We start from the raw sequence: 25,924 nt of genomic DNA on the forward strand, positions 1-25,924 counted from the left end.
AGCACTGGCCGAGCAATCCCCCCAATGCTCGGCCAGCTGAGGGAGCGAGGAACGTGACCTCATACTCCTAATGGTCTTGACCCGGCTCCTCGCGAAGCCGGGTTTTTTTTGCATGGACATAGCGGGGTTCAGCGGAGCCTGGCGCCTCTGGCCAGGCGAAATCGGAAGCAGATCCAGATAAACAGCACCCAGAATGGCATGGCGAATATCGAACTACGCAGCCCGGGCATCGACAGCATGATGGCTGCGATCAGCGCCACGAATGCTAGGCAGAGGTAGTTGCTAAAGGGAGACCAGAAGGCTTTGAACGAGGGTTCGATGCCCTGTTCTGTGATTGCCTTGCGGAATTTCAAGTGGGCGAGACTGATCATGGCCCAGTTGATCAATAGCGCGGCGACCACGAGAGACATGAGCAATTCCAGGGCGGTTTGCGGCAGCATGTAGTTCACCAGCACGCAAAGCATGGTCACCAGCGCGGAAACGGCAATGGCCAGCACCGGAACCCCGCGGCGATTGACCATCATCAGCCCCCTCGGCGCGTCGCCCTGCTCAGCCAGGCCATAGAGCATCCGGCTGTTGCAGTAGACGCCACTGTTGTAGACCGAGAGCGCCGCAGTCAGCACCACGAAGTTGAGGATGTGCGCGGCGGTATCGCTGCCGATCAGTGAAAATATCTGTACGAATGGGCTGCCGCTGTAGGGATCGCCGGCCGAACCCAGGGTTTCCAGCAGACTGTCCCAGGGATACAACGCCAGCAGCACGCTCAGCGCACCGATGTAAAAAATCAGGATGCGGTAGACAACCTGATTGATGGCCTTGGGAATGACCGTCTTCGGATCGGATGCTTCGGCAGCCGTGATCCCTACCAATTCGAGCCCACCGAAGGAAAACATGATGATCGCCAGCGCCATGATCATCCCGCTGACCCCATTGGGGAAAAACCCGCCGTGATTCCACAGGTTGCTGAAACTGGCTTGCTCACCACCCTCGCCACTCAGCAACAGGTAGAGACCCAGCGCGATCATGCCAATGATTGCGCCAACCTTGATGATGGCGAACCAGAATTCGGTCTCGCCGAATGCTTTCACGTTCACCATGTTGATGAGATTGATCAGTACGAAAAAAGCAGCCGCGGTGGCCCAGGTTGGAACCTCCGGCCACCAGAACTGCACGTACTTACCAACGGCAGTCAGCTCAGCCATTCCCACCAACACGTAGAGCACCCAGTAATTCCAGCCCGAGAGAAAGCCCGCATAAGGCGCCCAGTATTTGTGGGCGAAATGGCTGAAAGATCCTGCGACCGGTTCTTCAACGATCATTTCGCCAAGCTGACGCATGATGAGGAACGCGATCAGGCCGCCTATGGCGTAACCGAGAATCATCGACGGGCCAGCACTGCGAAGTACACCAGCCGAGCCTAGAAACAGACCCGTGCCGATGGCGCCGCCGAGCGCAATCAGCTGGATATGCCGATTTTTCAGGCCGCGCTGAAGCGGGCCGGTCTGCAGCGTGTCGCTGGACATGCGTCACCTTGTTCTGTTTGTAACGAGAAGTTGCCCCGTCCTGGCTGATGAGCGGTGGCGGAGTTGAACTGGAACGTCGAGCCTGATGTCCCGACCTTTGGCGATGCGAGCACCGAAACGGCGCCGAATTTTACACATGAGCTGCGGGTGAGGCAGCGTCATACGCGTCAGGGCGCAACAAAGGAAATCAATCAGGCGCCGATCCGAGCCAGCGGGAACAGCCGCTTGAAGTTGCTGGTGGTCTGCTCCGCCAGCACATCGAAATCGACACCACGCAGGTCGGATAGAAACTCGGCAACGTCACGCACGTATTGCGGCAGATTCGGTTTGCCACGATAGGGAATCGGAGCCAGATAGGGAGAATCCGTCTCGACCAGCAGACGATCCGCTGGTACACGACGGGCAACCTCTCGCAACGCATCAGCATTGCGGAACGTGACAATTCCAGAAAGTGAAATGTAGAAACCGAGATCCAGCGCTGCCTTCGCCATGTCCCAATCTTCAGTAAAGCAATGCAGCACCCCAGCCTGTGGCAACGCCGCTTCACGAAGCAGCTCCAGCGTGTCAGCGCGGGCCGCGCGGGTGTGCACGATCACCGGCTTGCCGCAGATTCGGGCAGCCTCGAGATGCAAACGAAAGGATTGTTGCTGCAGATCAGCGGCTTCGGGCTCGTAGTGATAGTCGAGACCGGTCTCACCGATCGCCACGACACGGGGATGTTCCAGCTCGCTCAGTAGCCAGTCAAGCACAGGCGCGGCGCCTGGATCGAGGTCTAGCGGATGCACACCGACCGAGCAATCGACATCGTCATAACGCTCTGCCAGCGCCTTTACAGCCGCAGTATTGTCGGCACTGACGCCGATACAGAGAAAGTGGCCAACACCACGCTGTCGCGCAGCAGCCAGTGCCGCATCAAGAGAACCTTCGTGTGCAGTGAGATCGAGTCGATCAAGGTGACAGTGGGAATCTACCAGCATTGAACACGCTACTCATCGAGCCAGATTGGGCGTGCATTGTAGGGGAAACAACAGCTGCAAGCTGCAAGCTGCAAGCGAGCTGACACCAAAGTCTGGAGGCTTTTCCTTTTCCGGTTGCCTCTGAAGCTTTTCGCTGTTTCCTACCTACATGGTATGCGTCGGCCGATCCGACTTCATAGCGCCAGCCAGGTAGGTCTCGATCTTGTTGCGAGCGGTCGAATCACCCTCGTTGAACTGCACACCGACACCGGCCGCCCGGTTGCCCTGCGCGCCCTTCGGTGTGATCCACACGACCTTGCCAGCAACAGGGATTTTTTCCGGTTCGTCCATCAGGCTCAGCAGCATGAATACCTCATCGCCGAGCTTGTAGCTCTTGTTGGTGGGGATGAACAATCCACCGTGCTTGATGAATGGCATGAACGCCGCATAGAGCACCGACTTGTCCTTGATGGTCAGGGACAGGATGCCGTTACGCGGACCAAGATTTGCAGGCAGGCTCATGCGGTATTCCTAACAACAGTTCCGGTGGATTCTAGCTTGGCCCAGGCAAACTTGCCCACTGCACCAGCAGCGCTTCGAGAAGCAAGACACGGTTGAGATTGGCTTTGCCCAATACTTTCTGCCGGTGGGCCAACAACCAGTCCTGTAATGCAAGCAACTTGGCCGATGAGGATTTTTGTGCCAGGTATTGAACGACTTTTTTCATATCGGCAGCACCGAGCCCAGCTTCATCGCCGGTCATCTGGAAACGCAAAATCAGATGCGCCCATTCGCAAAACCAATCGAACAATAGAATCAGCGAGAACGGATTCCAGGCTTCGGCCAACTGACTCGGGGATTGCTGTTGCTTGAGTAGCTTCTTCACCCCCTCGACGATCTGTACACGCATCTCCAGCACGCCCAGCCCATGCAGCTTGAGCGCTGCAAGGGGTGAACCCGCCGCCAGTGTCAGCAGCTCTTCGCGTTGCGCTGTCGACAGGTCCGCAAGCTTGTCACCAAGCCAGTCTAGGCTTTGCTGACGTCCAGGTAAGGGACAGCTCTGCTGCACACAGCGACTTTTGATTGTCGGCAACAACCGGCTGGGCTGATGACTGATAAGCAGCAACACGGTGTTACCCGCTGGCTCTTCGAGGCTTTTGAGCAGAGCGTTAGAGGCGTTCAGATTCATCGCCTCGGCCGGCTCGAGCAGCACCACCTTGCGCCCGCCGAGCTGTGCGGTCTGGCTGACGAACCCGACCAACTGACGCACCTGATCGACACGAATAGCCTTGTCGATTTCCTCTGGTTCGAGAATGTAATGATCCGGATGGGTGTGTGCGGCGAGGAGCTGGCAACTCTTGCAGTGCCCACACGCCCCATCCCGCGACGGCTGTTTGCACAGCAGCAACGCCATCAGTTGTTCGGCCAGTGCTCGCTTACCGATACCGGCGGGACCGTGCAACAAATAGGCATGGGCGTGCTCCTGCCGGCCTGCCAGTAACTGCCACAAGTCGCTCTGCCAAGGAAGAATGCCGTCAGCCAAGGGCACGCTCCAAAACCTCGGGCACTAGCGTTTCCAAATCCCGCTGCACCGCAGACAGTGGCTGGCCGGCATCGAGCACGCGATAGCGCTGCGGAACCTCGCGGGCTCGGTCGAGATAAGCGCTACGCACGGCCTCGAAGAAGGTCAGGCCTTCCTGCTCGAATCGATCGAGACGCCCGCGTGCAGCAGCGCGGCTCAAACCTACCTCCACCGGCAGATCGAAGATAAGCGTCAGATCCGGGCGCAGATCACCTTGCACGAAACACTCAAGCTGTTCGATACGTTGAAAGGATAAGCCGCGACCGCCGCCTTGATAGGCGTAGGTCGCATCGGTGAACCGATCGCAAAGCACCACAGCGCCGCGTGCCAGGGCCGGTCGAATGACTTGAGCGAGATGCTGTGCACGCGCCGCGAATACTAGCAGCAACTCGGTATCGCTGGCCATCGGCTCGTCTGCAGGCGCCAGCAACAGTTCGCGCACTCGCTCAGCAAGCGGTGTTCCGCCGGGTTCACGGGTCAGTACGACATCTAGGCCGTGCTCGCGAAAACGCTGAGCGAGGTATTCCCGGTTGGTGCTCTTGCCGGCGCCCTCAGGCCCTTCCAGAGTAATGAAGAGTCCTGTCACTGAATATTCTCGGCTGGCGCCGGCGCTTGCCGGGGGGGTGGACTGGAGCGATAGTCGGCGCGACGCTGGAGCTGGTATTCGCGTACCGCGCGATTGTGTTCGCTCAGTGAATCACTGAACACGTGGCTACCGTCTCCACGAGCGACAAAATAGAGGCTTTTCCCTTCCACCGGATGCAGTGAGGCGTGAATGGCCTCACGGCCCACCATTGCGATCGGCGTCGGCGGCAGTCCTGCATTGGTGTAAGTATTGTAGGGCGTCGGCCTGCGCAAATCCTTGCGGGTAATCCGTCCCTGATACCGCTCGCCCATTCCATAGATGACTGTCGGATCGGTCTGCAGCAGCATGCCGCGCTCGAGGCGACGGACAAAGACGCCTGCGATTTCACCGCGTTCGGACGGCACACCCGTTTCTTTTTCGATGATCGAAGCCATGATCAGCGCCTGATAAGCGTCCTGGTAAGGCAGTCCCTCGCTGCGCTGCTGCCACTCTTCAGCCAAAACGGTTTCAAGCCGTGAAAAGGCCCGCTGAAGCAATTCGAGATCGGTTACTCCACGAGTGAAGCTGTAGGTATCCGGAAAGAAGCGCCCTTCCGGATGAATGCCCGCCTGACCGAGTCGCGCCATGACCTCGCTGTCCGACATATTCCGGAGTGTTTGCTGGATCGTGGGCAATGCCTCCAACGCGGCGCGAACCTGGCGAAAATTCCATCCTTCGACAATTGTCAGGGTGTGCTGAACGACCTCGCCACGCTGCCACAACCCGATCATGTCGTGCGCGGTCATCCCCTGAAGCAATCGATACTCGCCGCTGTGTAGATTCTGACCAGACAGATTCAAACGCCAATGCAGCCGCAACCAGAACGAGTCGTCCAGAAGCCCTTCTCGCTCCAGACTTTGGAATAGCCCGCTGGGCGTATCGCCGGGTTTGACCTCGAGGGTATGCGTCTCGCTGAGCTGCAATGGTTGCTCTAACGCGGAGTAGAGTTTCCAGGCAACCAGACCGAGGGCCAACGCGGCGACCAGTACGGCACCCACGAGCATGAAAGAGAGTTTTCGAATCACGTATTACTCGACAGATCAGCAACCAGGCTTTGAAGTTTACGTGTGAGCGATCCCACCGGCCAGACGCTCGCCTGCAGTTGCCGCACGGGCCAGATGCCATACAGGCTGTTGCAGACGAAGACCTCGTCGGCACCAAGCAATTGATCGAGCGAGATATCAGCTACCTGCGTCGGAATGCCTGCGCGGCGGGCCCGCTCTAAAAGCTCTCCACGCATCACGCCGGCCACGCCGCACCGCTCAACCGATGGCGTGAGCAGTACGCCGGATTTCACGATGAAAATATTGCTGAAAACAGCCTCAATGACACGCCCGGACGTATCACGCATCAACCCCTCAGCGACTGCGGGATCCTGCCATTCAGCACGCGCCAGCACCTGTTCCAACCGATTAAGGTGTTTCAGTCCGGCCAATGCTGGCTGCTCGGCGAGGCGAGTCGTACAAGCGAACAAGCGCACGCCATCTTCAGAATGTTCGATCGGGTAGTTCGGCAGAGGCGAGCCAGTCAGCACCGTTCGCGGCAGGCAGGGCTGCGGCAGCCTATAGCCACGCATCCCATCGCCGCGACTGAGGATCAACTTGGCCACGCCATCACCAAGCGCTGCGCTAAAAGCGGCGATTTGCGCGCGAAGCGTAATGAATTCACAAGGTATAGCGAAGCGTTGGCAGCCAAGTTCGAGACGATGCAGGTGGCGATCCAGCAGTTCCGGCTGGCCGTCGACCACCTTTATGGTCTCGAACAGACCGTCACCGTATGCGAGCCCACGATCATGAACAGACACCCCATCGGCGGGTTGCCCATTCACCCAGCTCAATGTCACTCGGCGAACCGGCGGAAAACCAGCGAACCGTTGGTGCCACCGAAACCAAAGGAGTTGGAGACTGCGACATCAATCGTCCTTGGTTTCGCCTCGTGCGGCACGAAGTCCAAATCGCAGCCTTCATCTGGCTCATCGAGGTTGATAGTCGGTGGGGCGACCTGATCGCGAATGGCAAGCACGCTGAAAATCGCCTCGACGGCACCGGCGGCACCCAGCAGGTGACCAACCATCGACTTCGTCGAACTCACCGACAGATCATAGGCATAGCTACCGAACACGGACTTTATCGCGGCGGTCTCAGCCTTGTCGCCAGCGGGTGTAGATGTGCCGTGAGCGTTGATGTAGTGCACCTGATCGATATCGATTTTAGCGTCGACGATGGCGTTGCGAATGCAGCGAGCAGCACCTGCGCCGTCTTCTGGCGGGGACGTCATATGGAAAGCATCGGCACTCATGCCGAAACCGATCAACTCGGCGTAAATTTTCGCGCCACGCGCTTTGGCATGTTCGAGCTCTTCCAGGACCAACGCGCCAGCACCGTCGGACAAGACGAAGCCATCCCGCCCCTTGTCCCAAGGTCGACTGGCTGCCGCTGGGTCGTCATTGCGTGTGGACAGCGCTCGCGCTGCGGCGAAACCGCCAATTCCGAGCCCGCTGGCAGCCATTTCCGAGCCCCCAGCGACCATCACATCTGCCTCGCCATAGGCAATATTGCGCGCAGCCATGCCGATGCAGTGCGTTCCGGTGGTACAGGCTGTTGCGATGGCATAGTTCGGGCCCTGCAAGCCCAGATGGATCGACAGAAAACCCGAGACCATATTGATTATCGAGCCCGGGACGAAAAATGGTGAAATACGCCGCGGCCCCTGCTCGATCAATGACTTACAGCTGTTTTCGATATTGGTCAGGCCGCCGATACCAGAACCCATAGCCACGCCAATGCGCTCACGATTAGCGTCGTTGATTTCCAGTCCGGAATCACGCACTGCCTGAAAACTGGCAGCCAGACCATACTGGATGAAAAGATCGAGCTTGCGAGCTTCTTTCGCTGGCAGGTACTGCTCGACATCGAAATTCTTCACCGACCCGCCAAAGCGAGTGGAATAGGCGGAGAGGTCCATATGTTCTATCGGGCCGATACCACTGCGGCCGGCGAGAATCCCTTGCCAGCTGCTTGGCACATCGTTACCCAGCGGCGATAGCATGCCCATCCCGGTGATTACGACGCGTCTACGCGACACAGCAATTCTCCTTCCGTTTACACTTGGCCCGCTCGATCCCGCTAGCTAGCAACGGATCAAAACCAACCATCTCAAGCATCGCGCAAATATACGCGACCAGCTGAATTCAGCTAACTCAAACAAAAGCCGCACTGCCCGTTCAAGGCAGTGCGGCTTACTGGTTCGAAGCAGGATTACAATTTACTGCGCGTGCGCATTGACGTAATCGATAGCTTCTTGAACAGTGGTGATCTTCTCGGCTTGCTCGTCCGGGATTTCGGTCTCGAATTCCTCTTCCAGAGCCATAACCAGCTCAACAGTATCAAGGGAGTCGGCACCCAGGTCTTCGACGAAGGAAGCGCTGTTGGTGACTTCCTCTTCCTTGACGCCAAGTTGCTCGGCAACGATTTTCTTGACGCGTTCTTCGATGGTGCTCATACCTTGTTTTCACTCCTATGGAAAAATCAGGCAGCTAGTCTGCGCGGTAGTGTATAGAAAGCGTTTTCCGCATTTCAAGCTGAAAGCGGGCAAGCATGAACCTGCTTTCAACCTTCTGTCTATAAACAAGCCGCAGTTTTATAACGAAATTGTCAGCCGTTATGACTGCTTACATGCATTGGGCGTCACATTAACTCATGTACATGCCGCCGTTCACCGGAACCGTAGCCCCAGTAACATAGGCAGCACCGTCAGAAGCTAAGAAGGCAACGACCTTGGCAATCTCTTGCGCCTGCCCAAGACGACCCAGCGGGATCTGACCCAGCAGAGCGTCACGCTGCGTTTCCGGCAGTTCACGCGTCATATCGGTATCAATGAATCCCGGCGCCACGGCATTGACCGTGATACCGCGCGACCCGACCTCACGAGCCAGCGCACGACTGAAGCCCTCGAGCCCGGCTTTGGCCGCCGCGTAGTTTACCTGTCCGGCGTTGCCCATGGCACCTACTACGGAGCCGATACTGATGATCCGCCCCCAGCGCGCCTTGGTCATGCCTCGCAGAACGCCCTTGGTCAGACGATAAAGACTGCTAAGGTTGGTGTTGATCACATCGTGCCATTCATCATCTTTCATCCGCAGCATCAAATTGTCGCGAGTGATGCCTGCGTTGTTAACCAGAATAGCCGGCTGGCCGAAGCTTTGCTGGATCTGCTCCAACGTGCTTGCCACGGACTCGTCACTCGTGACATCCAAGACCAAACCTGCGCCCTCGATACCGCTTTCCTTGAGCGTTTCGGCGATGCGCTCGGCACCCGAAGCAGAAGTCGCGGTGCCAATCACGATCGCACCCTGACGACCCAATTCCAGAGCGATGGCCTGGCCAATACCGCGACTGGCACCGGTTACCAGCGCAACCTTGCCTTGCAAATTCATAGATTTCTCCTTGTTCAGACCAGTGCGCCGCGAGCGGCAGCAAAAGCTTCGGGGGTGTCCAGATTGTAGGTGTTCAGGCCTTTTACACAGCGCTTGTTGAGTCCCGAAAGCACCTTGCCCGGACCACATTCGACCAGATCGGTTACGCCGCGCTCACTCAATGCAATGATCGTCTCGACCCAGCGAACCGGACTATAAAGTTGTGCCAGCAAGTTGCGCTTGAGCGTGTCGAGATCCGTGACTGTCGCCGCGCTGACATTCTGCACCAATGGAATTTCGGGCGTCTGCCAGGCTGCTTCGGTGACGGAATTGGCAAAACGCTCTGCCGCAGGGCGCATTAGATCGCAATGCGACGGCACGCTGACCGGCAACGGCATTGCGCGCTTGGCACCCCTAGCTTTGCAGGCTTCGATAGCGCGCCCAACGGCTGCGGCGTTGCCAGCTATCACTACTTGGCCAGGCGCATTGAAGTTGACCGCACTGACGACCTCGCCTTGGGCCGCTTCGCTGCAGGCCGCCAGGACATCCGCATCTTCCAGCCCCAAAATCGCCGCCATGCCGCCAGTGCCTGCCGGAACGGCTTGCTGCATGAGCTGGCCACGCAACTCGACCAGCTTTACTGCGTCGGCAAACGGGAGACTGCCTGCTGCGACCAGTGCCGAGTATTCGCCTAGGCTGTGACCTGCTACAAATGCCGGCTTCGCACCACCCTCAGCCAGCCACAAACGCCAAAGCGCAATCGAAGCCGTAAGAATGGCCGGCTGAGTCTTGTCGGTCTGATTCAGATGCTCCTCTGGACCTTGCTGGGAAAGCGCCCAAAGATCGTAGCCCAGCACCGACGAGGCTTCAGCGAACGTATCGACGATCAGCGATTGTTGGGTGCCGTGCTCTGCGAGCATGCCAAGGGCCTGGGAGCCCTGCCCAGGAAAGACGAATGCAAGTGATGCGGACATGAAACGGCTCTCTTGTGGTTGTTTCGTCAAAAAATACGCCACGAGGACGCACCGAATTGTCAGTTGGATGGTGAGCTGCTGGCAGCGGTCACATCACCGGGACCGTTTATTGATCGATTGGTCACAAGCAGCTGCTCGAGCCGACTATGCAGCTTCTCCGGCAGATTGTGCTGCAAGTCTTGGGCTGCGCGCAGAATCGCCGAACGGAAACCTTCCGCGCCCGCCCCGCCATGACTCTTCACAACGATGCCCTGAAGCCCCAAAAAACTTGCGCCGTTATATTGCGCCGGCCGCAGATCGGCTCGTAGCTGGCGTAACAGAGGTAGAGCCAGCGCACCCACCAGGCGCGAGACCAGCGAACGGCGAAAAAGCGCCTCGACACGCAAGGCAACCATATGCGCCAGCCCCTCGCTGGACTTGAGCAAAATATTGCCAACGAAGCCATCACACACCGCCACGTCAGCCTCGCCACGAAACAACCCGTCACCCTCGATGAATCCCTGATAATTAATATCGCCAGCCTGCTGCAATAGCCCAGCTGCCGCCTTGACCTGCTGGTTTCCCTTAATTTCTTCTGTACCAACATTTAGCAGCGAGACTCTCGGGCGTTCGATCCCTAGACTTTGCGCAGCAACCGAACCCATTACCGCGAATTGATAGAGTTGCTCGGCGGTGCAATCCACGTTCGCACCTAGGTCAAGCAACAGACAGGCACCATCGATAGTGGGGATAGCGGTCATCATGGCAGGACGATCGACTCCAGGCAGCGTCTTCAGTACGTGGCGAGCCAATGCCATCAAGGCACCCGTATTACCAGCACTGACACAGGCCTGAGCCTGACCATCGCGCACCAATTGCAGAGCGACGCGCATTGATGACCGCGGCTTGGCGCGCAGTGCCTGTGTGGGTCGTTCGTCCATGCCGATTACCTCGTCAGCATTGACGATCTTCAGGCGCGCTCGATCCACCCCCGCATGCCGGGCGACGATTTCTTCGAGAATGGAGGATTGGCCAACCAGGGCCAGATGTAACGAGGGGGATTCAGCCAGACACTGGAGACTGGCCGGAACAATGCAGTGGGGACCAAAGTCCCCACCCATTGCGTCGATCGCTATGATCGGAGCAGACAAGACTTACTCGTCAGCGCCCTTGTCGATCACTTTACGACCACGATAAAAACCTTCCGGGGAAACGTGGTGACGCAGGTGAACTTCACCAGTGCTCTTTTCCACGGACAGGGCGTTCGGCACGAGCGCGTCGTGCGAACGACGCATGTCACGGGCGGAACGGGATTTTTTGTTCTGCTGAACAGCCATTGGGGTCAACTCCTAAACGTTTGGGTCACGCTTTAACTGCGCCAGTACGCTGAACGGGTTGGACCGCGATACCTCGTCCTCACTCGGCTCGGGCTCATCAGGCCCAACCGGCGGCTGGCAAACTTCTTGGTCATGGAGTGGAACAATCGGAAGAGCGAGCAAAAGCTCCTCTTCAACCAGCGCCAGCAGATCCAGAGGATCCTCTCCCACTTCCAGCACGTCATAGCCCTTGGGCAGGTGCTGACTGTTCGAACCCTCATTCACCACGGCATAGTCGCATTCGCTGTGAATAGGCAGAACAACCGGCTCCAGACAACGCTGGCAAATCATTATGACCTCAACATCCAGCTCGCTGTGGATCACCACAGTACGCTGCTCGTCGCGCCCGAAATCAAAACTGGCGCGCACCACACCTTTATCGTCCTCGAGAGGATCGACGAGCCGCTTCAGCTCCGACAACTGCAGCTCACCCCTCAGAGTGGCCGCTCGATCAGCGAGCTTGCGCGGGTCAACGTGCGGAGGTATTGGTCCTTTCAACATAAGCGCGGCATTCTAGGGATGCGCCCATCGACTGTCAAAGGAATTCAACCCCACAATTGAGCCCGACCAACCAGTAATTGGCCCCCTATATATAAGGAAGGAAAATGCGCCGTCTGCTTCTCGCATCAAGCTCCCCCTATCGACGCGAATTGCTTTCGCGACTGCGGCTGGCATTCGATTGGAGCGCTCCGCAGATTGACGAAACCGCACATATTGGAGAATCGCCGGAGCATCTTGTGCGCCGACTGGCCAGCGAGAAGGCTCAGGCGCTGACCGAGACCCACCCGGATCACTTGATCATCGGCTCCGATCAAGTCGCCGTGTTTGAGCAGCAGATCCTCGGTAAACCCCATACGTTTGAGCGAGCAAAGCAGCAGCTGAAGATCTGCAGTGGAAAAAGCGTGAGCTTCCTGACCGGGCTAGCGCTTCTGGATAGCCGAAACAGGACTACCCAAGTCGACTGCGTATGCTTTACCGTGCATTTTCGGGTTCTTGAGGACCAACAAATCGAGCGCTACCTGCATGCCGAACGACCTTACGACTGCGCCGGCAGCTTCAAGGCCGAAGGATTAGGGATCAGCTTGTTCCGCGCCACGGAAGGCACGGATGTTACCAGCCTGATCGGGCTGCCGCTGATCAGGCTGGTAGACATGCTCAACGAGGCAGGAATCGAAGTGCCTTGACAGGACGAGAGTAACTATCGCAGCTGCGGTCCCTGGAAGCCCATCCATAGAGCAAGCTGCGCGCCAAGGCTAGCACCGAGCTTCTTGGTAAAGCGATCCAGAGCGGAATCTTTGACAGTGAAGTCCACCAACTCCTCTTCTCCGACTACTTCGCGCGCGACGTATCCGGTGCTGCCGAGACCGTCGATCAGACCGAGCTCCAGCGCCTGCTCGCCGGACCAGATAAGCCCGGAAAACAATTCAGGATGCCCGGTAATCTGCAATCGATCCCCCCGCCCCTGCTTGACGCTATCGATGAACTGCCGATGAGTGGTGGCCAGAACGCTGCGCCAGAATTCGGTTTCCTCAGGTTTTTCCGGCTGGAACGGATCGAGAAATGCTTTGTGTTCACCCGACGTGTACACCCGACGCTCGACACCCAGCTTGTCCATCGTCTCGACAAAACCAAAAGTCGCTGCCGTCACTCCGATAGAGCCAACAAGACTCGATTTATCCGCATAGATTTCGTCCGCTGCACTGGCAATGTAATAAGCACCCGATGCACCCAGATCGGTAATCACCGCGTATACCTTGATGGCCGGATACTCGCCACGCAACCGACGTATTTCGTCATAGATATAACCCGACTGCACCGGACTGCCACCTGGGCTATTGATCCGCAGCACCACACCTTTGGTATTGGCATCCTCAAAGGCTGCACGAAGCGCTCCGACAATATTGTCCGCACTCGCCGACTCCTCGTCGGCAATCATCCCGCGCACATTGATGACGGCGGTATGGCTACCACTGGCATGCTTTCCATCACCCAATTGCAACAAGGGCGAGAACATCAGCAACGCGCCGAACAGATAAATGAATGTCAGCAGCTTGAAGAAAATCCCCCAACGCCGGGCGCGCCGCTGTTCCTGCACACCAGCAAGCAGTGTCTTTTCCAGCAACTTCCAACTGCTGCGGTCTTCCTTGCTTTCATTCACCGGCGCTTTCCATTCATCCGACATATGCAACTACCTCTGCTGTACCAGCGGAACGCAGCCAATTGCCGAGCTCCGAAAAACGATTGATGAGCATGCTCGGCGCGTATGCCTGTAGCACCTCCATGGGCTGCGCACCGTAGGAAACCGCAACACTGTCTACGCCAGCTCGCCTAGCCATCTCCAAATCGAACACCGAATCTCCAATCATCACCGCCTGCTCGGGACGCGCCCCGCAATGCGCCAGAATTTCGCGGATCATTAGAGGGTCAGGCTTGCTCGCGGTCTCGTCTGCGCAGCGAGTCACATCGAAGAAACCCGTCCAACCCTGACCTTCAAGCACCCTGTCCAGCCCACGCCGACCCTTGCCAGTCGCCACAGCGAGCAGATACCCCTGATCGCGAAATTGTTGCAATGCCTGCGCGACGCCTGGATACAACGCCGACGGCTCAATTTCCAGGGAAAGATAATGGTCGGCATAGGCGCGACGAAACGCCTCGATCGCACCCGCATCAGTCAGATGCGGATACAGCACCGCAATCGCCTCGGGCAAACCGAGCCCAATGATCCCCTTGATGGCGACTTCATCAAGCGCTGGCAGATTACAGCTGGCCGCTGCGGCAGAAATCGATTCGACGATACGCCCGATCGAGTCCACAAGAGTCCCATCCCAGTCGAAGATCAATACTTCGTATTTATTCACCCAGCTTCTCCATCGTCCGCGTCCAGACTTCATCGACCGGCGCCTCCAGACTCAACTCGCCGCCGTCGGGCAAAGGCACCTTCAGGGCATAGGCGTGTAGAAAGAGGCGCTTGCCGCCCAGATCACGGACAATCTTGGAGAACTCTTCATCGCCGTATTTGTTGTCGCCAGCAATGCCATGACCAGCGTGACGCGCATGTACGCGAATCTGATGCGTGCGTCCTGTCACCGGCTTGGCTTCGACCAGCGTAGCGAAATCACCAAAACGGCGCAGCACACGGAAAAGCGTCAGCGCCTCCTTGCCCTCATCGGTAACCTCGACCATGCGCTCACCCGAGCGCAACGTGTTCTTCAATAGCGGCGCATTTACCTGCTTCTTACTGGTATCCCAGCGGCCCCGCACGAGCGCCATGTAGCGCTTGTCGACGCCATCACCGCGCAACTCCTGATGCAGGTGGCGCAGCATGCTGCGTTTTTTTGCGATCATTAGCAGACCCGAAGTATCCCGATCCAGGCGATGGACCAGCTCCAGCTCTTTCACGTCCGGACGCAGTTGGCGCAGTGCTTCGATGACCCCAAAACTGAGCCCGCTGCCACCGTGTACCGCGATACCCGCCGGCTTGTTCAGCACGATAAGCGCCTTGTCTTCGTAGACAATCGCAGCTTCCAGACGCTCGAGAAGGCCCTGGGCCAACGGCGCTACCTCATCGCGCTCGGCCAATCGAAGCGGTGGAACACGCACCACATCACCTGCCTGAAGTTTGTATTCGGGCTTGATTCGTCCTTTGTTGACCCTCACCTCACCCTTGCGCAGGATGCGGTAGATCAAGGTCTTGGGCACACCCTTGAGCTGGGTACGAAGAAAATTATCGATGCGCTGGCCGGCAAGTTCCGGCGAGACCTCGAGCAGCTGAACGCCGGAGATCTGAGAGGGGGTATTGGTCATCGGCGGATGATATCAATTTTCATGAATTTGAAGCACTTAAACATTGCTGTTATAGTCCCGAACGCCGCCAAAAGCGGCCAGGTCGAGGAATGCCAGCGAAACCGCCATTTCTGACCCTGTAATGCAAGGACGTGAGGCCGTCCGACGGAGCTTCTCTCAAGTAGCGTTGAAGCACCGAAACAAGCCTTGAAGACATGATGCGTGCCCCCGTTGGGGAATCGCGATAATCGACAACCGCTCCCGGATTTCTGCGAGTGGCACCCGATTTTCAAAGTATGAGTGTTGGGTGGAGATGCACAGCCATCGGATTGCGTAGCAAAGGCTTTCACAGACGCTTCATTCCGTCCGCTACCGATTGCTGATTCCTCCTCCCGAACCATTGCTTCTGTTCCGACAGCAAGCAGGAGACGTCGTCGCGACGCCGGCCCAACTGGCCTCACATCGCTGGACACTGGAATGCCTTACAACCATTCCTGACTCACCTGACACCGACCGCGAGAGTCGTGTGTGCCGAACGCCGTTTCCGCTGCCCTGGAAACCGACGGTACTACATGAAAAGAATGCTAATTAACGCAACTCAGCCAGAAGAGTTGCGTGTCGCACTGGTCGATGGCCAGCGTCTGTTCGATCTCGATATCGAATCCGGCGCCCGCGAACAGAAAAAAGCCAATATCTATAAAGGCAAAATCACCCGCGTCGAGCCCAGCCTCGAAGCAGCCTTCGTAGACTTTGGCGCAGATCGCCACGGCTTTCTCCCCCTCAAAGAAATCTCCCGCGAGTATTTCAAGAAGGCTCCGGAAGGCCGCGTCAACATCAAGGACGTCTTGAGCGAGGGCCAGGAAGTCATTGTCCAGGTCGAAAAGGAAGAGCGTGGCAACAAAGGCGCAGCCCTGACTACCTTCATCAGCTTGGCTGGCCGTTACCTGGTATTGATGCCGAATAACCCGCGTGCGGGTGGTATATCGCGCCGCATCGAGGGCGAAGAGCGCAACGAATTGCGCGAAGCGCTGAATGGCCTCAACGTTCCAGCCGACATGGGCCTGATCGTCCGCACCGCCGGCCTCGGGCGCTCCAGCGAAGAAATGCAATGGGATTTGGACTACCTCCTGCAGCTGTGGAGCGCGGTGAAGGAAGCCTCGCAGGATCGTTCAGCGCCCTTCCTGATCTACCAGGAATCCAATGTCATCATCCGTGCCATCCGAGATTACCTGCGCCAGGATATCGGCGAAGTCCTGATCGACAGCGTCGAAGCCCAGGATGAAGCCCTTTCGTTCATCCAGCAGGTGATGCCGCAGTACGCCAGCAAGATCAAGCTGTACGAAGACAGCGTCCCGCTGTTCAATCGCTTCCAGATCGAAAGCCAGATCGAGACCGCATTCCAACGTGAAGTGAAGCTGCCGTCCGGTGGCTCCATCGTCATCGATCCTACCGAAGCGCTGGTTTCCATCGACATCAACTCGGCGCGCGCCACCAAGGGCGGCGACATCGAAGAAACCGCGCTACAGACCAACCTTGAAGCAGCCGAGGAAATTGCTCGTCAGCTGCGCCTGCGGGATATCGGCGGTCTGATCGTCATCGACTTCATCGACATGACCCCGGCAAAAAACCAGCGCGCCGTGGAGGAGAAAGTCCGCGAAGCGCTCGAAGCTGACCGCGCACGCATTCAGGTCGGTCGCATTTCTCGCTTCGGCCTCTTGGAAATGTCCCGTCAACGTCTGCGCCCGTCTCTCGGCGAAACCAGCGGCATCGTCTGCCCTCGCTGTAATGGCCAAGGCATCATCCGTGACGTCGAATCGCTGTCACTGGCTATCCTGCGCCTGATCGAAGAAGAAGCGCTTAAAGACCGCACCGCAGAGGTTCGGGCTCGCGTGCCCTTCCAGGTCGCCGCCTTCCTGCTCAACGAGAAGCGCAACGCTATCACCAAAATCGAACTGCGCAGCCGCGCACGCATCTTCATTCTGCCGGATGACCACCTGGAAACACCGCATTTCGAAGTACAGCGCCTGCGCGACGACAGCCCGGAGATCGTCGCCGGTCAGGCCAGTTACGAGATGAGCCCGACCGAGATTGAAGAAGCCCAGCCGGTTAGCTCGACTCGTACGCTGGTGCGACAGGAAGCAGCAGTGAAAACGGCGCCGCAGCGTACCGCACCCGCACCTACCCCTGCTCAGTCGCCAGCCGTAGCCGCACCTGCCGTTCAGGAACCAAGCCTGTTCAAAGGATTGGTCAAATCTTTAGTCGGCCTTTTTGCTGGCAAGCAGGAAGCGCCGGCGGTGGAAGTTGAGAAGAAACCTGCAGCCAGCAGCCGCCCACAACGCAACGATGAGCGTCGCAGCGGTCGCCAACAAAACCGTCGTCGTGATTCACGCAGCAATCGCGACGAAGAGCGCAAGCCACGCGAAGAGCGTGTACCGCGTGAGGAACGCCAGCCTCGTGAAGAGCGCCAGCCGCGTCCACCGCGCGAAGAGCGCAAGCCACGCGAACCTCGTGAATCTCGCGAGCCGGTAGAAGCCAGCGAGAGCCCTTCGCAGCCTCAACCGCGTCGTGAACGCACTCCTCGTGAGGACCGTCAGCCCCGCGAAGAGCGTAAGCGTGAATTGCGGGCGCCGCTCGACGAACCGACCCAGGCAGCTCCGGGCGTGGACCTCATCGAGGAAACGACAGAGCGCAAACCGCGCCCGCCTCGCGAAGAGCGCAAACCTCGCGTCGAGCAGAGTGTGAACGAGGAAGAACTGCAGCAGAACGAAGAAACAGTTGAAAACGCACAGGACGAGCAGGAATCAACCGAGGGCAATGATCGCCCGCGTCGCCGGTCCCGCGGCCAGCGTCGTCGCAGCAACCGCCGTGATCGTCAGCGTGATGCCAATGGCAACGAGATCGACAGCGAGGCCGAGGCGGCTACAGCTGAAGTCAGCGAGAGCAACGCTCCGGTGAAATCCGAACAGGTCGCCATCGCTGCCACGGCAGCTGCTCTGGCTGCCAATACGGCGGACACCGAGACAGCACCGACTCCAGCCCAGCCCGAAGACGAGGCGATGCCGACAGCGTCGGTGCTCGCCGAAAGCGCCACCGAAAGCATCAGTGAATCCAAAGAGGTTGCGAAGCCTGCTGAAAGCATCTCAGCGCCGGCAGTCGAGGTCGCTACACCGGTTGCCTTGGAAGCCGAGCCGGCCCTGCAGGAGACCAGCCAACCAGAACCGGTCACAGCCGAACCCACATTTGCCGAAGCAGTCTCGCCTGCTGCCGAGCAACCCGCCCCGGTTGCGGTCGAACCTGCGGCGCCGGTTGTGACTGCCTCTGGCCGCGCAGCTAACGATCCGCGTGAAGTACGCCGTCGCCGCCTCGAGCAGGAACGTCTAGCCAAGGAAGCGTCGGAGGTTGAAGCGAAAACCGCAGCCGAAGCGAAGGACCCAGTAGAACAGCCAATGGCCAGCCCTGAGATCGTTGTCGGCGAAACGGCCAGCGATGCGCCAGCCGGGCACATGTTCGACGCAACCAACAGCAGCAAGGAAAAGCCCGCCGAGGCTGCTCCCCAAGCTGAGCAACTAGCTGCCGAACCGAAGACTGAACAGGTCGACGCGGAAACAGCCCAGCCGAACGCCGAGCCGACCGAAGTTGCACAAGCCAAGCCTGATGTAGCTGACGACGCTGGCGAGCAAGACGACGCCGAGAAGCGTCAGAGTTAATCTCGTCGCAATTGAAAAAGGGATGCTTCGGCATCCCTTTTTTGTGGTTCGCTGGAGGCCCAGCGGCACGAGCCGGACCTCGCAAACAACCGGGCCACACTGAGGCGGCGCCAGGCCGCCGCACGAACTAGATAACGTTCGGCTCGATTTCCAGCTGTACGGCAAAACGCTCGGCGATATCCGCCTGAATACGCCGGGCGAGCTGGATGATCTGCTGACCGGTGGCCTGACCGTAATTAACCAGAACCAGCGCCTGCAGCTTGTGCACGCCGGCATCGCCATCCCGATACCCTTTCCAGCCCGCACACTCGATCAGCCAGCCGGCAGCAAGTTTGACCTGCCCCTCCGCCTGAGGAAACGCCACGACGTCCGGAAAGCGTTCGCGCAGGGCATCGGCTACAGATTGCGGCACCAACGGATTCTTGAAAAAACTACCGGCGTTGCCCAAGATCCTGGGATCAGGCAGCTTCCCGCTACGAATGGCGCAGACCGCGCGACTGACATCTGCTGGCGTAGGTGAATCAATAGCGTGTTGTTGCAGCCACTGACGGAGCGGCCCGTAATCCAGCTGCAGATTCGCCGTCCGCTGCAGCGCGAAGCGCACCCGAAGGATGATGTAGCGCCCCGCCTGCCGCTTGAATACGCTGTCGCGATAGCCGAACTCGCAGGCTTGCAGATCGAACTCGCGTTGGGCACCCGTTTCTCGGTCCAGCGCAGTTAGCCCGGCGAATACATCCTTGACCTCGACGCCGTACGCGCCGACATTTTGAATTGGCGCGGCGCCGACAGTGCCAGGAATCAGACTGAGATTTTCCAACCCCGACAATCCGAGCTCCAGGCTGCGCAACACGAAGGGATGCCAGGGCTCCCCCGCCTCCGCCTCGATTATCACCCGTTCACCGTCATCCTCGAGCACCCGAACACCTCGGCTTGCCATGCGAAGCACCAGCGCATCCAGGTCGGTCGTAAGCACGAGATTGCTACCGCCGCCCAGGATCCACAGCGGAACTCTGAGACGCCGCGCCTCGCCGAGCGCTTCAGCTACGTCTTGATCGCACTGTGCTTCGGTGAAGTGCGCCGCACGGGCTTCGACCGCGAAGGTATTGAGCGCCTTGAGCGAGCGATTCTGTTCGATAAGCAGACTCACAAGCGTTCCCTGACTTCATCAAGTAACGCCGTGGATGCCCGCTCGACAAGATCCAGCACCTGCTCGAAACCGTCCTCGCCACCAAAATAAGGATCCGGCACAACATCTTGACCCAGGCGATAGCGGCGCAGGAACAAATCGAGTTCACCATGGGAGTCAGCAGGTCGCAGCGCCTGCAAATAGGCCAGATTGTCATGATCCATCGCAAGGATAAGATCGAAGCGCTGGAAGTCTTCTTTGGTCACCTGACGTGCCTTCAGCGACTGCAGATCGTAGCCTCGCAGCGCGGCCGCCTGGCAGGATCGCTGGTCTGGCTTCTTGCCGACGTGCCAGTCACCGGTTCCGGCCGAATCGATGCTGATTCGACTTTCCAGCTGGGCCACCTGCACCTGTTTACGAAACACCGCCTCAGCGGTGGGTGATCGACAGATATTGCCCATACAAACGAACAGAACCTTCACGCTCAGGCTCCGAGCAGCTTGCGGACACGTTCCAGATCCTCAGCGGTATCGACCCCGGCCGGAGGTGCCTCAACCGCATCAGCTACATGAATGCGCTTGCCATGCCAGAGTGCCCGCAGTTGCTCCAAGCATTCTGTGTTTTCAAGCCAGCAAGGCCCCCAGGCAACGAAGTCGGCGAGGAAGCCGGCCCTGTAGGCGTAGATGCCGATATGCCGGCGATACGGAACACCAGGCGGAAGCGCATCCCGATCATGCGCGAATTCATCCCGCGCCCACGGCAATGGCGCACGGCTAAAGGTGAGCGCCAGCCCGTCGATATCGCTGAGCACCTTCACCACATTGGGATTGAATAGGGCCTGCGGATCGCTGATCGGCTCGGCAAGCGTTGCGATCGCCGCCTCCGGGTGACCAGCGAGATTGCGCGCAACCTGGTCGATCACCGAAGGAGGAATCAGCGGCTCGTCGCCCTGAACGTTCACTACGATGGCATCAGCCGGCAAACCAAGCTTTTGTGCCACTTCGGCGAGGCGATCGGTGCCCGAGTTGTGCTCCACCTGGGTCAGCAACGCCTCCGCGCCAAACCCTTTGCAAGCTTCGAGAATGCGCTGGTCGTCGGTGGCAACAACGACCCGCTGGGCACCACTTTTACACGCCTGCTCCCAGACGTGGCGGATCATCGGCTTACCGGCAATGTCCTGCAGTGGCTTGCCTGGAAGGCGGCTGGACGCGTAACGCGCCGGAATCACGACAGTATAGGCGCTACTCATTTGTCCAGACGCTCATCCACTTCCAAGGTGCGGGCTTCGCTTTCCAGCATCACCGGGATGCCATCACGCACCGGAAAAGCCATTCCGTCGGCTTTGCAGATCAATTCGAATTTGTCTTCAGTCAGCTTCAGCGGACCCTTACAGAGTGGGCAAGCGAGAATATCGAGGAGTTTGGTATCCATGCGCGGTCCTTGGATGCAGCCGACTGCACCTGGCAGATCGAGCGGCTTAGGGGTGTTCGGGCAGCAGTCGGTCCAGCTGGGCGTCGAACCAGGTAACAAACGCAGCCGAAGGCTCGGCTTGCACCTGCAGATAGCACCAACCCGGGAGCGCAAATGCCCGGCATTTGACCGCATCCTTTTCAGTCATTACCAGCGGTAGCGCGGGGCTGAAGCTCAGCTGCTCGGGGCTATAGCGGGCATGATCGGCGAAGGGGTGCGGGATCGGTCGCCAGTGTAGCGCCTCGAGCGTAGTGAAGAAACGCTGCGGATTACCGATCCCGGCGACCGCATGCAGCTGCTGGCCTGGCGGAAAATGGTCGAGCGGCCAGTCCTGCCCACTGACCAGCTCTATCAACCTTGACGGTTGCAAGGCGAAGGAATAGCCGAATGCGCTGTCGGCAGAAGCGCCGTTGAGCAGCACCGCATCGACTGACTGTAAGCGATCAACAGGTTCACGCAACGGACCGGCGGGCAGGCAGCGACCGTTACCCAATCCACGTGCCGCATCGATGAGCACCAGTTCGAGGTCTCGAGCAAGCCGGTAATGCTGCAATCCGTCATCCGAAAGGATTAGATCGAGCGACTCGCTCTTGAGCAATTCACGAACCGCGCGCTCGCGGTCCGGATCGATCATCATCGGCACACCGGTCCGCCGAGCGATCAGCAACGGCTCGTCGCCCGTCTCCGCTGCCGAATGCTCTGGCGACACACGCCAGGGATACGAAGGAGGTGTGGCGCCGTAGCCCCGACTGACCACGCCGACCTTCAAGCCACGCTGGCGGCAGTGCTCGATCAGCCAGAGGATCAACGGGGTTTTCCCCGTTCCGCCAACGGTGATATTGCCCACTACCACAACAGGTACTGGAGCCCGGTAGCTATCAACGTTGCCACTGACGAATTTGCTCCGTCTGGCGTTGACTACGCGCCGATAGAGCATCTCAAGCGGAGCGAGCAAAGCCAGCGCTGGATGCCCCTTATACCAGGCTCGCTGTAGACGGTCGGCAAAGGACATCAGGGCTCCGGCTGGGCCTCGACAGTGGTGATACGCAAATGAGCAAAGCCCAGCTTGCCAGCAGCATCCATCGCGGTGATCACCGCTTGATGCGGCGTCTTGCCGTCTGCGCTGATGATCATCGGCAGGCTGGTGTCACCGCCAGACTCCTTGCTGAGCGCGGCCATCAAAGTGTTCAGATCATGCTTGATCAACGCTTTGCCGTTGAGGCTGAAGCTGCCGTCGACGTCGATAACCACTTCCAACCGTTTCTTCTCGACTTCTTGCGGCGGCATACCGCTGGCCGCTTCCGGCAGATCGACCTGAAGCTGGGTCTCGCGGGTGAAGGTAGTAGTGACAACAAAGAACAGTAGCAGAATGAACACCACGTCGATCAACGGGGCCAGGCCGATATCGACGTTCTCCCGCGCCTTACGACGAAACTTCACGCCTTGCCCTCACCCAGATCGACGTCACGGTCGCCCTGCACCACCTCGACCAGCTTGATCGCCTCTTGCTCCATACCGACCACCAGTTCTTCGACACGGCGCAGCAGGAAGCGGTGGAAGAACAACGCTGGGATGCCGACCATCAGACCGGCGGCAGTAGTGATCAGCGCCTTGGAAATACCGGCCGCGAGCAAAGGCGCGTTAGCCATACCGGAGCCCATGAAGGCGCTGAAAATCTCGATCATCCCGAGCACTGTGCCCAGAAGCCCGAGCAGTGGCGCGATACCGGCGATGGTACCCAGCGCATTGAGATAGCGCTCCAGGTCATGCACGACCCGCGCTGCGGCTTCCTCGATGCACTCCTTCATGATTTCCCGGCCATGCTTGGAATTGGCCAGACCTGCGGCCAGGATTTCACCGAGCGGCGAATCCGCGCGCAGCTCCTTGAGCTTTTGGTTGCTGAGCTTTTTGTCCTTGATCCATTTCCACACCTGTCCAAGCAGATGCGGCGGGGTCACGCGGCTTGGCCGCAGCGTCCATAACCGTTCGGCAACGATGCCGGCAGCAGCGATGGAACACAAAATGATTGGCAGCATTATCCAGCCACCCGCTTTAACCAGCTCCCACACGAGATGAATCCCCCTCGAAAAAGTGGCGCCACTCTAGCATAGGGGCGCTAAACCGCTGACGGCCTCTGTTCTCATTTTTCCCGCCAGAATCGACGTTCGGCGCGCAGTCCCCGAACCGGCTCAAAACGCCCAAGAGCGATCCGCATGGCGCCCTGCTCCGCCGTGTCGTAGAGCTTCGCGCCGGAGGCCTGCAGACGTCGCACTACATCAGGGTGTGGATGACCAAAGGGATTGTGCAGGCTGCGTGAAACAAGCGCACCACTGGCTCCGACCGCTTCGATGAACGCTGTCGATGACGAACTACGACTGCCATGATGAGGCACCAACAGCCATTGCGCATTAACCGCCAGGTTGCTCTCCAGCAACGCCTGTTCGGCCGACACATCGATGTCCCCGGTGAGCAACAGGCGTTCGCCGGCTGCCTCGACCAAGAGCACGCAAGAAGATTGATTGCCATCTCGAGGGTGCGACCATCGCCATAGAGTGAAGCGCACCTGATCCCATTCCCAGCCCTCTCCGGACCGGCATGATTCGGCGCCCAACGAGGCAGGCAGCCGTTTCGGCTCGCCGCTGAGCACTCGTGGCGCCGGCATTAGGCGATTGATGGCCTCGGCGCCACCAGCGTGATCGCTATCGGCATGACTGAGGATCATCATGTCCAGATCGGCCAGCCCCAGCGTGCGCAATGAGGGAAACACGACCCGCTCACCGATATCGAAGTCGCCATAGCGCGGCCCTGCGTCATACAGCAACGCATGCTCACGTGTACGCACCAAGACCGCCAATCCCTGGCCAACGTCGAATATCCAGACCTCTGCCTGTCCCGCCGTCTGCTTTTGTACCGGTGGAAACAAAAGCGGTGCGAGTAGCACCAGCCCCAGGGCCCGGAACGGCACGCCGGGCGGCAAAAGAACGAGCACCATGCCCAGCGCCACCACACACCATCCCCACAGCGGTAAGGATGCTGGCAGCCAGGCAGGTTGCCAATCAGCAAGCCATTGCAACCCCTCGAAAAGAATCGCTAATAGTCCGCCAGCCAGCCATAACAACAATTCACCAACTTCCGAAAGCCATAGCAGCGAGGTGCCAAGCAGTGACAGCGGCACAATCAGTACACTAACCAGCGGCACTGCAAACAGGTTGGCGATTGGCCCGCTCAGGCTCACCGGCAAGCCAAGCGCAAGCAACACCGGCAGTAGGCCGAGCGCCATGCTCCATTGCGCACGACCCAGCGTTTGCCACCAAGACCAGCTACCCAATCGACCCCGGAAGATCAGTGCGAGCAATCCAACCGCTGAGAACGACAACCAGAAACCCGATTGCAGGCTCACCAGGGGATCGATCAGCAGGACGCCGTTAAGCGCCATCAGCAGCGGCATCCATACACCGAGATGTCGAAAGCGCAATCGCCACATGAGTACCAGCGCGACCATCATGCAAGCGCGCTGGACCGGCACTTCGAAGCCCGCCAGCCAACCGTATCCAAGCGCGCCAACCAGAGCGAGGCCACACGCCCAAGGTAGCCAGGCGACCCGTGGCGGCCAAATACCCCAGCGCGCCATCAGCGCGACCAAGCCATAAAGCAAACCGGCCAGCATTCCGACATGCTGACCCGAGATCACCATCAGATGCACGGTGCCGGTGTCCTGCAGGATCCGCCAATCGGACGTCGACAGGCCACTGTCGTCCCCCACTACCAGCGCTGCGATGGCGCCCGAGCGTCCATGGGCGTCAACCTCCATCAAGCGTTGTCGCAACCGATCACGCCACGCCTGCTCCCCCGCCGCGATCGACACCCGCTCGCCCGCCTTGATCGTGCCACTGGCGCCGATTCGGCGAGCCAGAAGCCAAGCCTCGTAATCGAACGGATGCGGGTTGACCAAGCCTCGCGGCCTTTTTAGCTTGGCGGCGAGCCGCCATCGCTCCCCCGCCTGCATGACAGGCCCGCCGTACCAGGCCAGGCGCATCCGCGAAGGCAAGCCGGTGTGCCTGGACGAGATATCTTCCAGCTCGAATCGCACCACACCGTCACGAATGTCAGGCAGTCCGGTTACTCGCCCCTCAAGCCAGAAGGTGCGTCCGTCGAGCTCCGTCGGAAGGCGGTCATCCATGGCCCAGTGAGCGCTTAAGCAGGCCCAGCCAAACCCTAGGCAAAGAAATCCGATCGCCCGATAGCGAAACGGCAGCAATGCCAGGCCCACTGTAAATATGAACGGCAGCGCCGATAACGGCGGCAGTTGCGGTAGGAAGCGCAGCAGTAGAAGGCCTGCTGCCAGCGCCAGCATCGCTGTACGCATTACGTGGATTCCTTTCCAAACGATGGTACGACCCGCCGAGCAG

The 25,924-nt window shown here is 58.9% G+C and carries 27 protein-coding genes; 2 read left to right on the plus strand and 25 right to left on the minus strand.

The window, feature by feature from the left end; all coding sequences use genetic code 11:
- Positions 1 to 128: 128 nt before the first annotated feature.
- The 14 genes from NAV33_RS12440 to NAV33_RS12505 all read right to left on the minus strand — a co-directional run bounded on the left by NAV33_RS12440 (position 129) and on the right by NAV33_RS12505 (position 11,930).
- Positions 129 to 1,523 (minus strand): amino acid permease, encoded by a 1,395-nt coding sequence (locus tag NAV33_RS12440; protein ID WP_255980446.1) that lies wholly within the window; start codon positions 1,521 to 1,523, stop codon positions 129 to 131.
- A gap of 191 nt (positions 1,524 to 1,714) precedes the next feature.
- Positions 1,715 to 2,500: a TatD family hydrolase gene (locus NAV33_RS12445; RefSeq protein ID WP_255980448.1), complete on the minus strand. Its 786-nt coding sequence runs from the start codon at positions 2,498 to 2,500 to the stop codon at positions 1,715 to 1,717.
- Positions 2,501 to 2,644: 144 nt separating this feature from the next.
- Positions 2,645 to 3,001 (minus strand): PilZ domain-containing protein, encoded by a 357-nt coding sequence (locus tag NAV33_RS12450; RefSeq protein ID WP_019342489.1) that lies wholly within the window; start codon positions 2,999 to 3,001, stop codon positions 2,645 to 2,647.
- A gap of 31 nt (positions 3,002 to 3,032) precedes the next feature.
- Positions 3,033 to 4,022 (minus strand): DNA polymerase III subunit delta', encoded by a 990-nt coding sequence (locus NAV33_RS12455; protein ID WP_255980450.1) that lies wholly within the window; start codon positions 4,020 to 4,022, stop codon positions 3,033 to 3,035.
- On the minus strand, positions 4,015 to 4,647 hold the full coding sequence (gene tmk / locus NAV33_RS12460) for a dTMP kinase (protein ID WP_255980452.1): 633 nt from the start codon (positions 4,645 to 4,647) through the stop codon (positions 4,015 to 4,017). Before tmk ends, NAV33_RS12455 begins: the two co-directional genes overlap by 8 nt.
- Positions 4,644 to 5,711 (minus strand): endolytic transglycosylase MltG, encoded by a 1,068-nt coding sequence (gene mltG, locus NAV33_RS12465; RefSeq protein ID WP_255980454.1) that lies wholly within the window; start codon positions 5,709 to 5,711, stop codon positions 4,644 to 4,646. The genes tmk and mltG overlap by 4 nt, the downstream gene beginning before the upstream one ends.
- The gene (pabC, locus tag NAV33_RS12470) at positions 5,708 to 6,523 is read right to left on the minus strand and encodes an aminodeoxychorismate lyase (protein WP_255980457.1); all 816 of its coding nucleotides are present in this window, start codon (positions 6,521 to 6,523) and stop codon (positions 5,708 to 5,710) included. The genes mltG and pabC overlap by 4 nt, the downstream gene beginning before the upstream one ends.
- A 2-nt stretch (positions 6,524 to 6,525) precedes the next feature.
- The gene (gene fabF, locus NAV33_RS12475; RefSeq protein ID WP_255980459.1) at positions 6,526 to 7,770 is read right to left on the minus strand and encodes a beta-ketoacyl-ACP synthase II; all 1,245 of its coding nucleotides are present in this window, start codon (positions 7,768 to 7,770) and stop codon (positions 6,526 to 6,528) included.
- Between the two features lie 180 nt (positions 7,771 to 7,950).
- Positions 7,951 to 8,187: an acyl carrier protein gene (gene acpP / locus NAV33_RS12480; protein ID WP_255980461.1), complete on the minus strand. Its 237-nt coding sequence runs from the start codon at positions 8,185 to 8,187 to the stop codon at positions 7,951 to 7,953.
- 190 nt (positions 8,188 to 8,377) lie between these two features.
- A complete protein-coding gene (gene fabG, locus NAV33_RS12485) occupies positions 8,378 to 9,121 on the minus strand; it encodes a 3-oxoacyl-ACP reductase FabG (protein ID WP_255980463.1) in 744 nt (247 codons plus the stop codon).
- 14 nt (positions 9,122 to 9,135) lie between these two features.
- Complete coding sequence (fabD, locus tag NAV33_RS12490) at positions 9,136 to 10,074, minus strand: ACP S-malonyltransferase (protein WP_255980465.1); 939 nt, start codon at positions 10,072 to 10,074, stop codon at positions 9,136 to 9,138.
- A gap of 59 nt (positions 10,075 to 10,133) precedes the next feature.
- Positions 10,134 to 11,204 carry a phosphate acyltransferase PlsX gene (gene plsX / locus NAV33_RS12495; RefSeq protein WP_255980467.1) on the minus strand — a complete coding sequence of 357 codons (1,071 nt, stop codon included), beginning with the start codon at positions 11,202 to 11,204 and terminating at the stop codon, positions 10,134 to 10,136.
- 3 nt (positions 11,205 to 11,207) lie between these two features.
- On the minus strand, positions 11,208 to 11,390 hold the full coding sequence (gene rpmF, locus NAV33_RS12500) for a 50S ribosomal protein L32 (protein ID WP_037021568.1): 183 nt from the start codon (positions 11,388 to 11,390) through the stop codon (positions 11,208 to 11,210).
- A 12-nt stretch (positions 11,391 to 11,402) separates the two neighbouring features.
- Positions 11,403 to 11,930, minus strand: a complete 528-nt coding sequence (locus tag NAV33_RS12505; protein WP_255980469.1) for a YceD family protein — start codon at positions 11,928 to 11,930, stop codon at positions 11,403 to 11,405.
- A gap of 104 nt (positions 11,931 to 12,034) precedes the next feature.
- Between NAV33_RS12505 and NAV33_RS12510 the strand changes: the two genes are divergently transcribed.
- Positions 12,035 to 12,613 (plus strand): Maf family protein, encoded by a 579-nt coding sequence (locus tag NAV33_RS12510; RefSeq protein WP_255980471.1) that lies wholly within the window; start codon positions 12,035 to 12,037, stop codon positions 12,611 to 12,613.
- 14 nt (positions 12,614 to 12,627) lie between these two features.
- On the opposite strand, the gene NAV33_RS12515 is transcribed toward NAV33_RS12510, so the two are convergent.
- Genes NAV33_RS12515 through rluC form a run of 3 tightly spaced genes read right to left on the minus strand, consistent with a single transcriptional unit; the run spans position 12,628 to position 15,233 of the window.
- Entirely contained in the window at positions 12,628 to 13,611 is a 984-nt protein-coding gene (locus NAV33_RS12515) for a S49 family peptidase (protein ID WP_255980473.1), read from the minus strand.
- Positions 13,601 to 14,287, minus strand: a complete 687-nt coding sequence (locus NAV33_RS12520) for an HAD-IA family hydrolase (RefSeq protein WP_255980475.1) — start codon at positions 14,285 to 14,287, stop codon at positions 13,601 to 13,603. Before NAV33_RS12520 ends, NAV33_RS12515 begins: the two co-directional genes overlap by 11 nt.
- A complete protein-coding gene (rluC, locus tag NAV33_RS12525) occupies positions 14,280 to 15,233 on the minus strand; it encodes a 23S rRNA pseudouridine(955/2504/2580) synthase RluC (RefSeq protein WP_255980477.1) in 954 nt (317 codons plus the stop codon). Before rluC ends, NAV33_RS12520 begins: the two co-directional genes overlap by 8 nt.
- A gap of 551 nt (positions 15,234 to 15,784) precedes the next feature.
- Here rluC and rne point away from each other — a divergent pair.
- Positions 15,785 to 18,919: a ribonuclease E gene (rne, locus tag NAV33_RS12530; protein ID WP_255980479.1), complete on the plus strand. Its 3,135-nt coding sequence runs from the start codon at positions 15,785 to 15,787 to the stop codon at positions 18,917 to 18,919.
- 127 nt (positions 18,920 to 19,046) lie between these two features.
- On the opposite strand, the gene murB is transcribed toward rne, so the two are convergent.
- The 8 genes from murB to NAV33_RS12570 all read right to left on the minus strand — a co-directional run bounded on the left by murB (position 19,047) and on the right by NAV33_RS12570 (position 25,881).
- Positions 19,047 to 20,066 carry a UDP-N-acetylmuramate dehydrogenase gene (gene murB / locus NAV33_RS12535; protein ID WP_255980481.1) on the minus strand — a complete coding sequence of 340 codons (1,020 nt, stop codon included), beginning with the start codon at positions 20,064 to 20,066 and terminating at the stop codon, positions 19,047 to 19,049.
- Positions 20,063 to 20,527 (minus strand): low molecular weight protein-tyrosine-phosphatase, encoded by a 465-nt coding sequence (locus NAV33_RS12540; RefSeq protein ID WP_255980483.1) that lies wholly within the window; start codon positions 20,525 to 20,527, stop codon positions 20,063 to 20,065. Before NAV33_RS12540 ends, murB begins: the two co-directional genes overlap by 4 nt.
- 2 nt (positions 20,528 to 20,529) lie before the next feature.
- Positions 20,530 to 21,294: a 3-deoxy-manno-octulosonate cytidylyltransferase gene (kdsB, locus tag NAV33_RS12545; RefSeq protein WP_255980485.1), complete on the minus strand. Its 765-nt coding sequence runs from the start codon at positions 21,292 to 21,294 to the stop codon at positions 20,530 to 20,532.
- The gene (locus NAV33_RS12550) at positions 21,291 to 21,476 is read right to left on the minus strand and encodes a Trm112 family protein (protein WP_158189379.1); all 186 of its coding nucleotides are present in this window, start codon (positions 21,474 to 21,476) and stop codon (positions 21,291 to 21,293) included. Before NAV33_RS12550 ends, kdsB begins: the two co-directional genes overlap by 4 nt.
- Positions 21,477 to 21,522: 46 nt before the next feature.
- Entirely contained in the window at positions 21,523 to 22,527 is a 1,005-nt protein-coding gene (gene lpxK, locus NAV33_RS12555; RefSeq protein WP_255980488.1) for a tetraacyldisaccharide 4'-kinase, read from the minus strand.
- Positions 22,527 to 22,955, minus strand: coding sequence for an ExbD/TolR family protein (locus tag NAV33_RS12560; protein ID WP_255980490.1), 429 nt, complete (start codon positions 22,953 to 22,955; stop codon positions 22,527 to 22,529). Before NAV33_RS12560 ends, lpxK begins: the two co-directional genes overlap by 1 nt.
- Positions 22,952 to 23,584: a MotA/TolQ/ExbB proton channel family protein gene (locus NAV33_RS12565; protein WP_102834821.1), complete on the minus strand. Its 633-nt coding sequence runs from the start codon at positions 23,582 to 23,584 to the stop codon at positions 22,952 to 22,954. The genes NAV33_RS12560 and NAV33_RS12565 overlap by 4 nt, the downstream gene beginning before the upstream one ends.
- 71 nt (positions 23,585 to 23,655) lie before the next feature.
- Positions 23,656 to 25,881 carry a DNA internalization-related competence protein ComEC/Rec2 gene (locus tag NAV33_RS12570; protein WP_255980492.1) on the minus strand — a complete coding sequence of 742 codons (2,226 nt, stop codon included), beginning with the start codon at positions 25,879 to 25,881 and terminating at the stop codon, positions 23,656 to 23,658.
- Between the last annotated feature and the right edge of the window lie 43 nt (positions 25,882 to 25,924).

The sequence above is a fragment of the Stutzerimonas stutzeri genome (assembly GCF_024448715.1).
Taxonomy (GTDB): Bacteria; Pseudomonadota; Gammaproteobacteria; order Pseudomonadales; family Pseudomonadaceae; genus Stutzerimonas; species Stutzerimonas stutzeri_AR.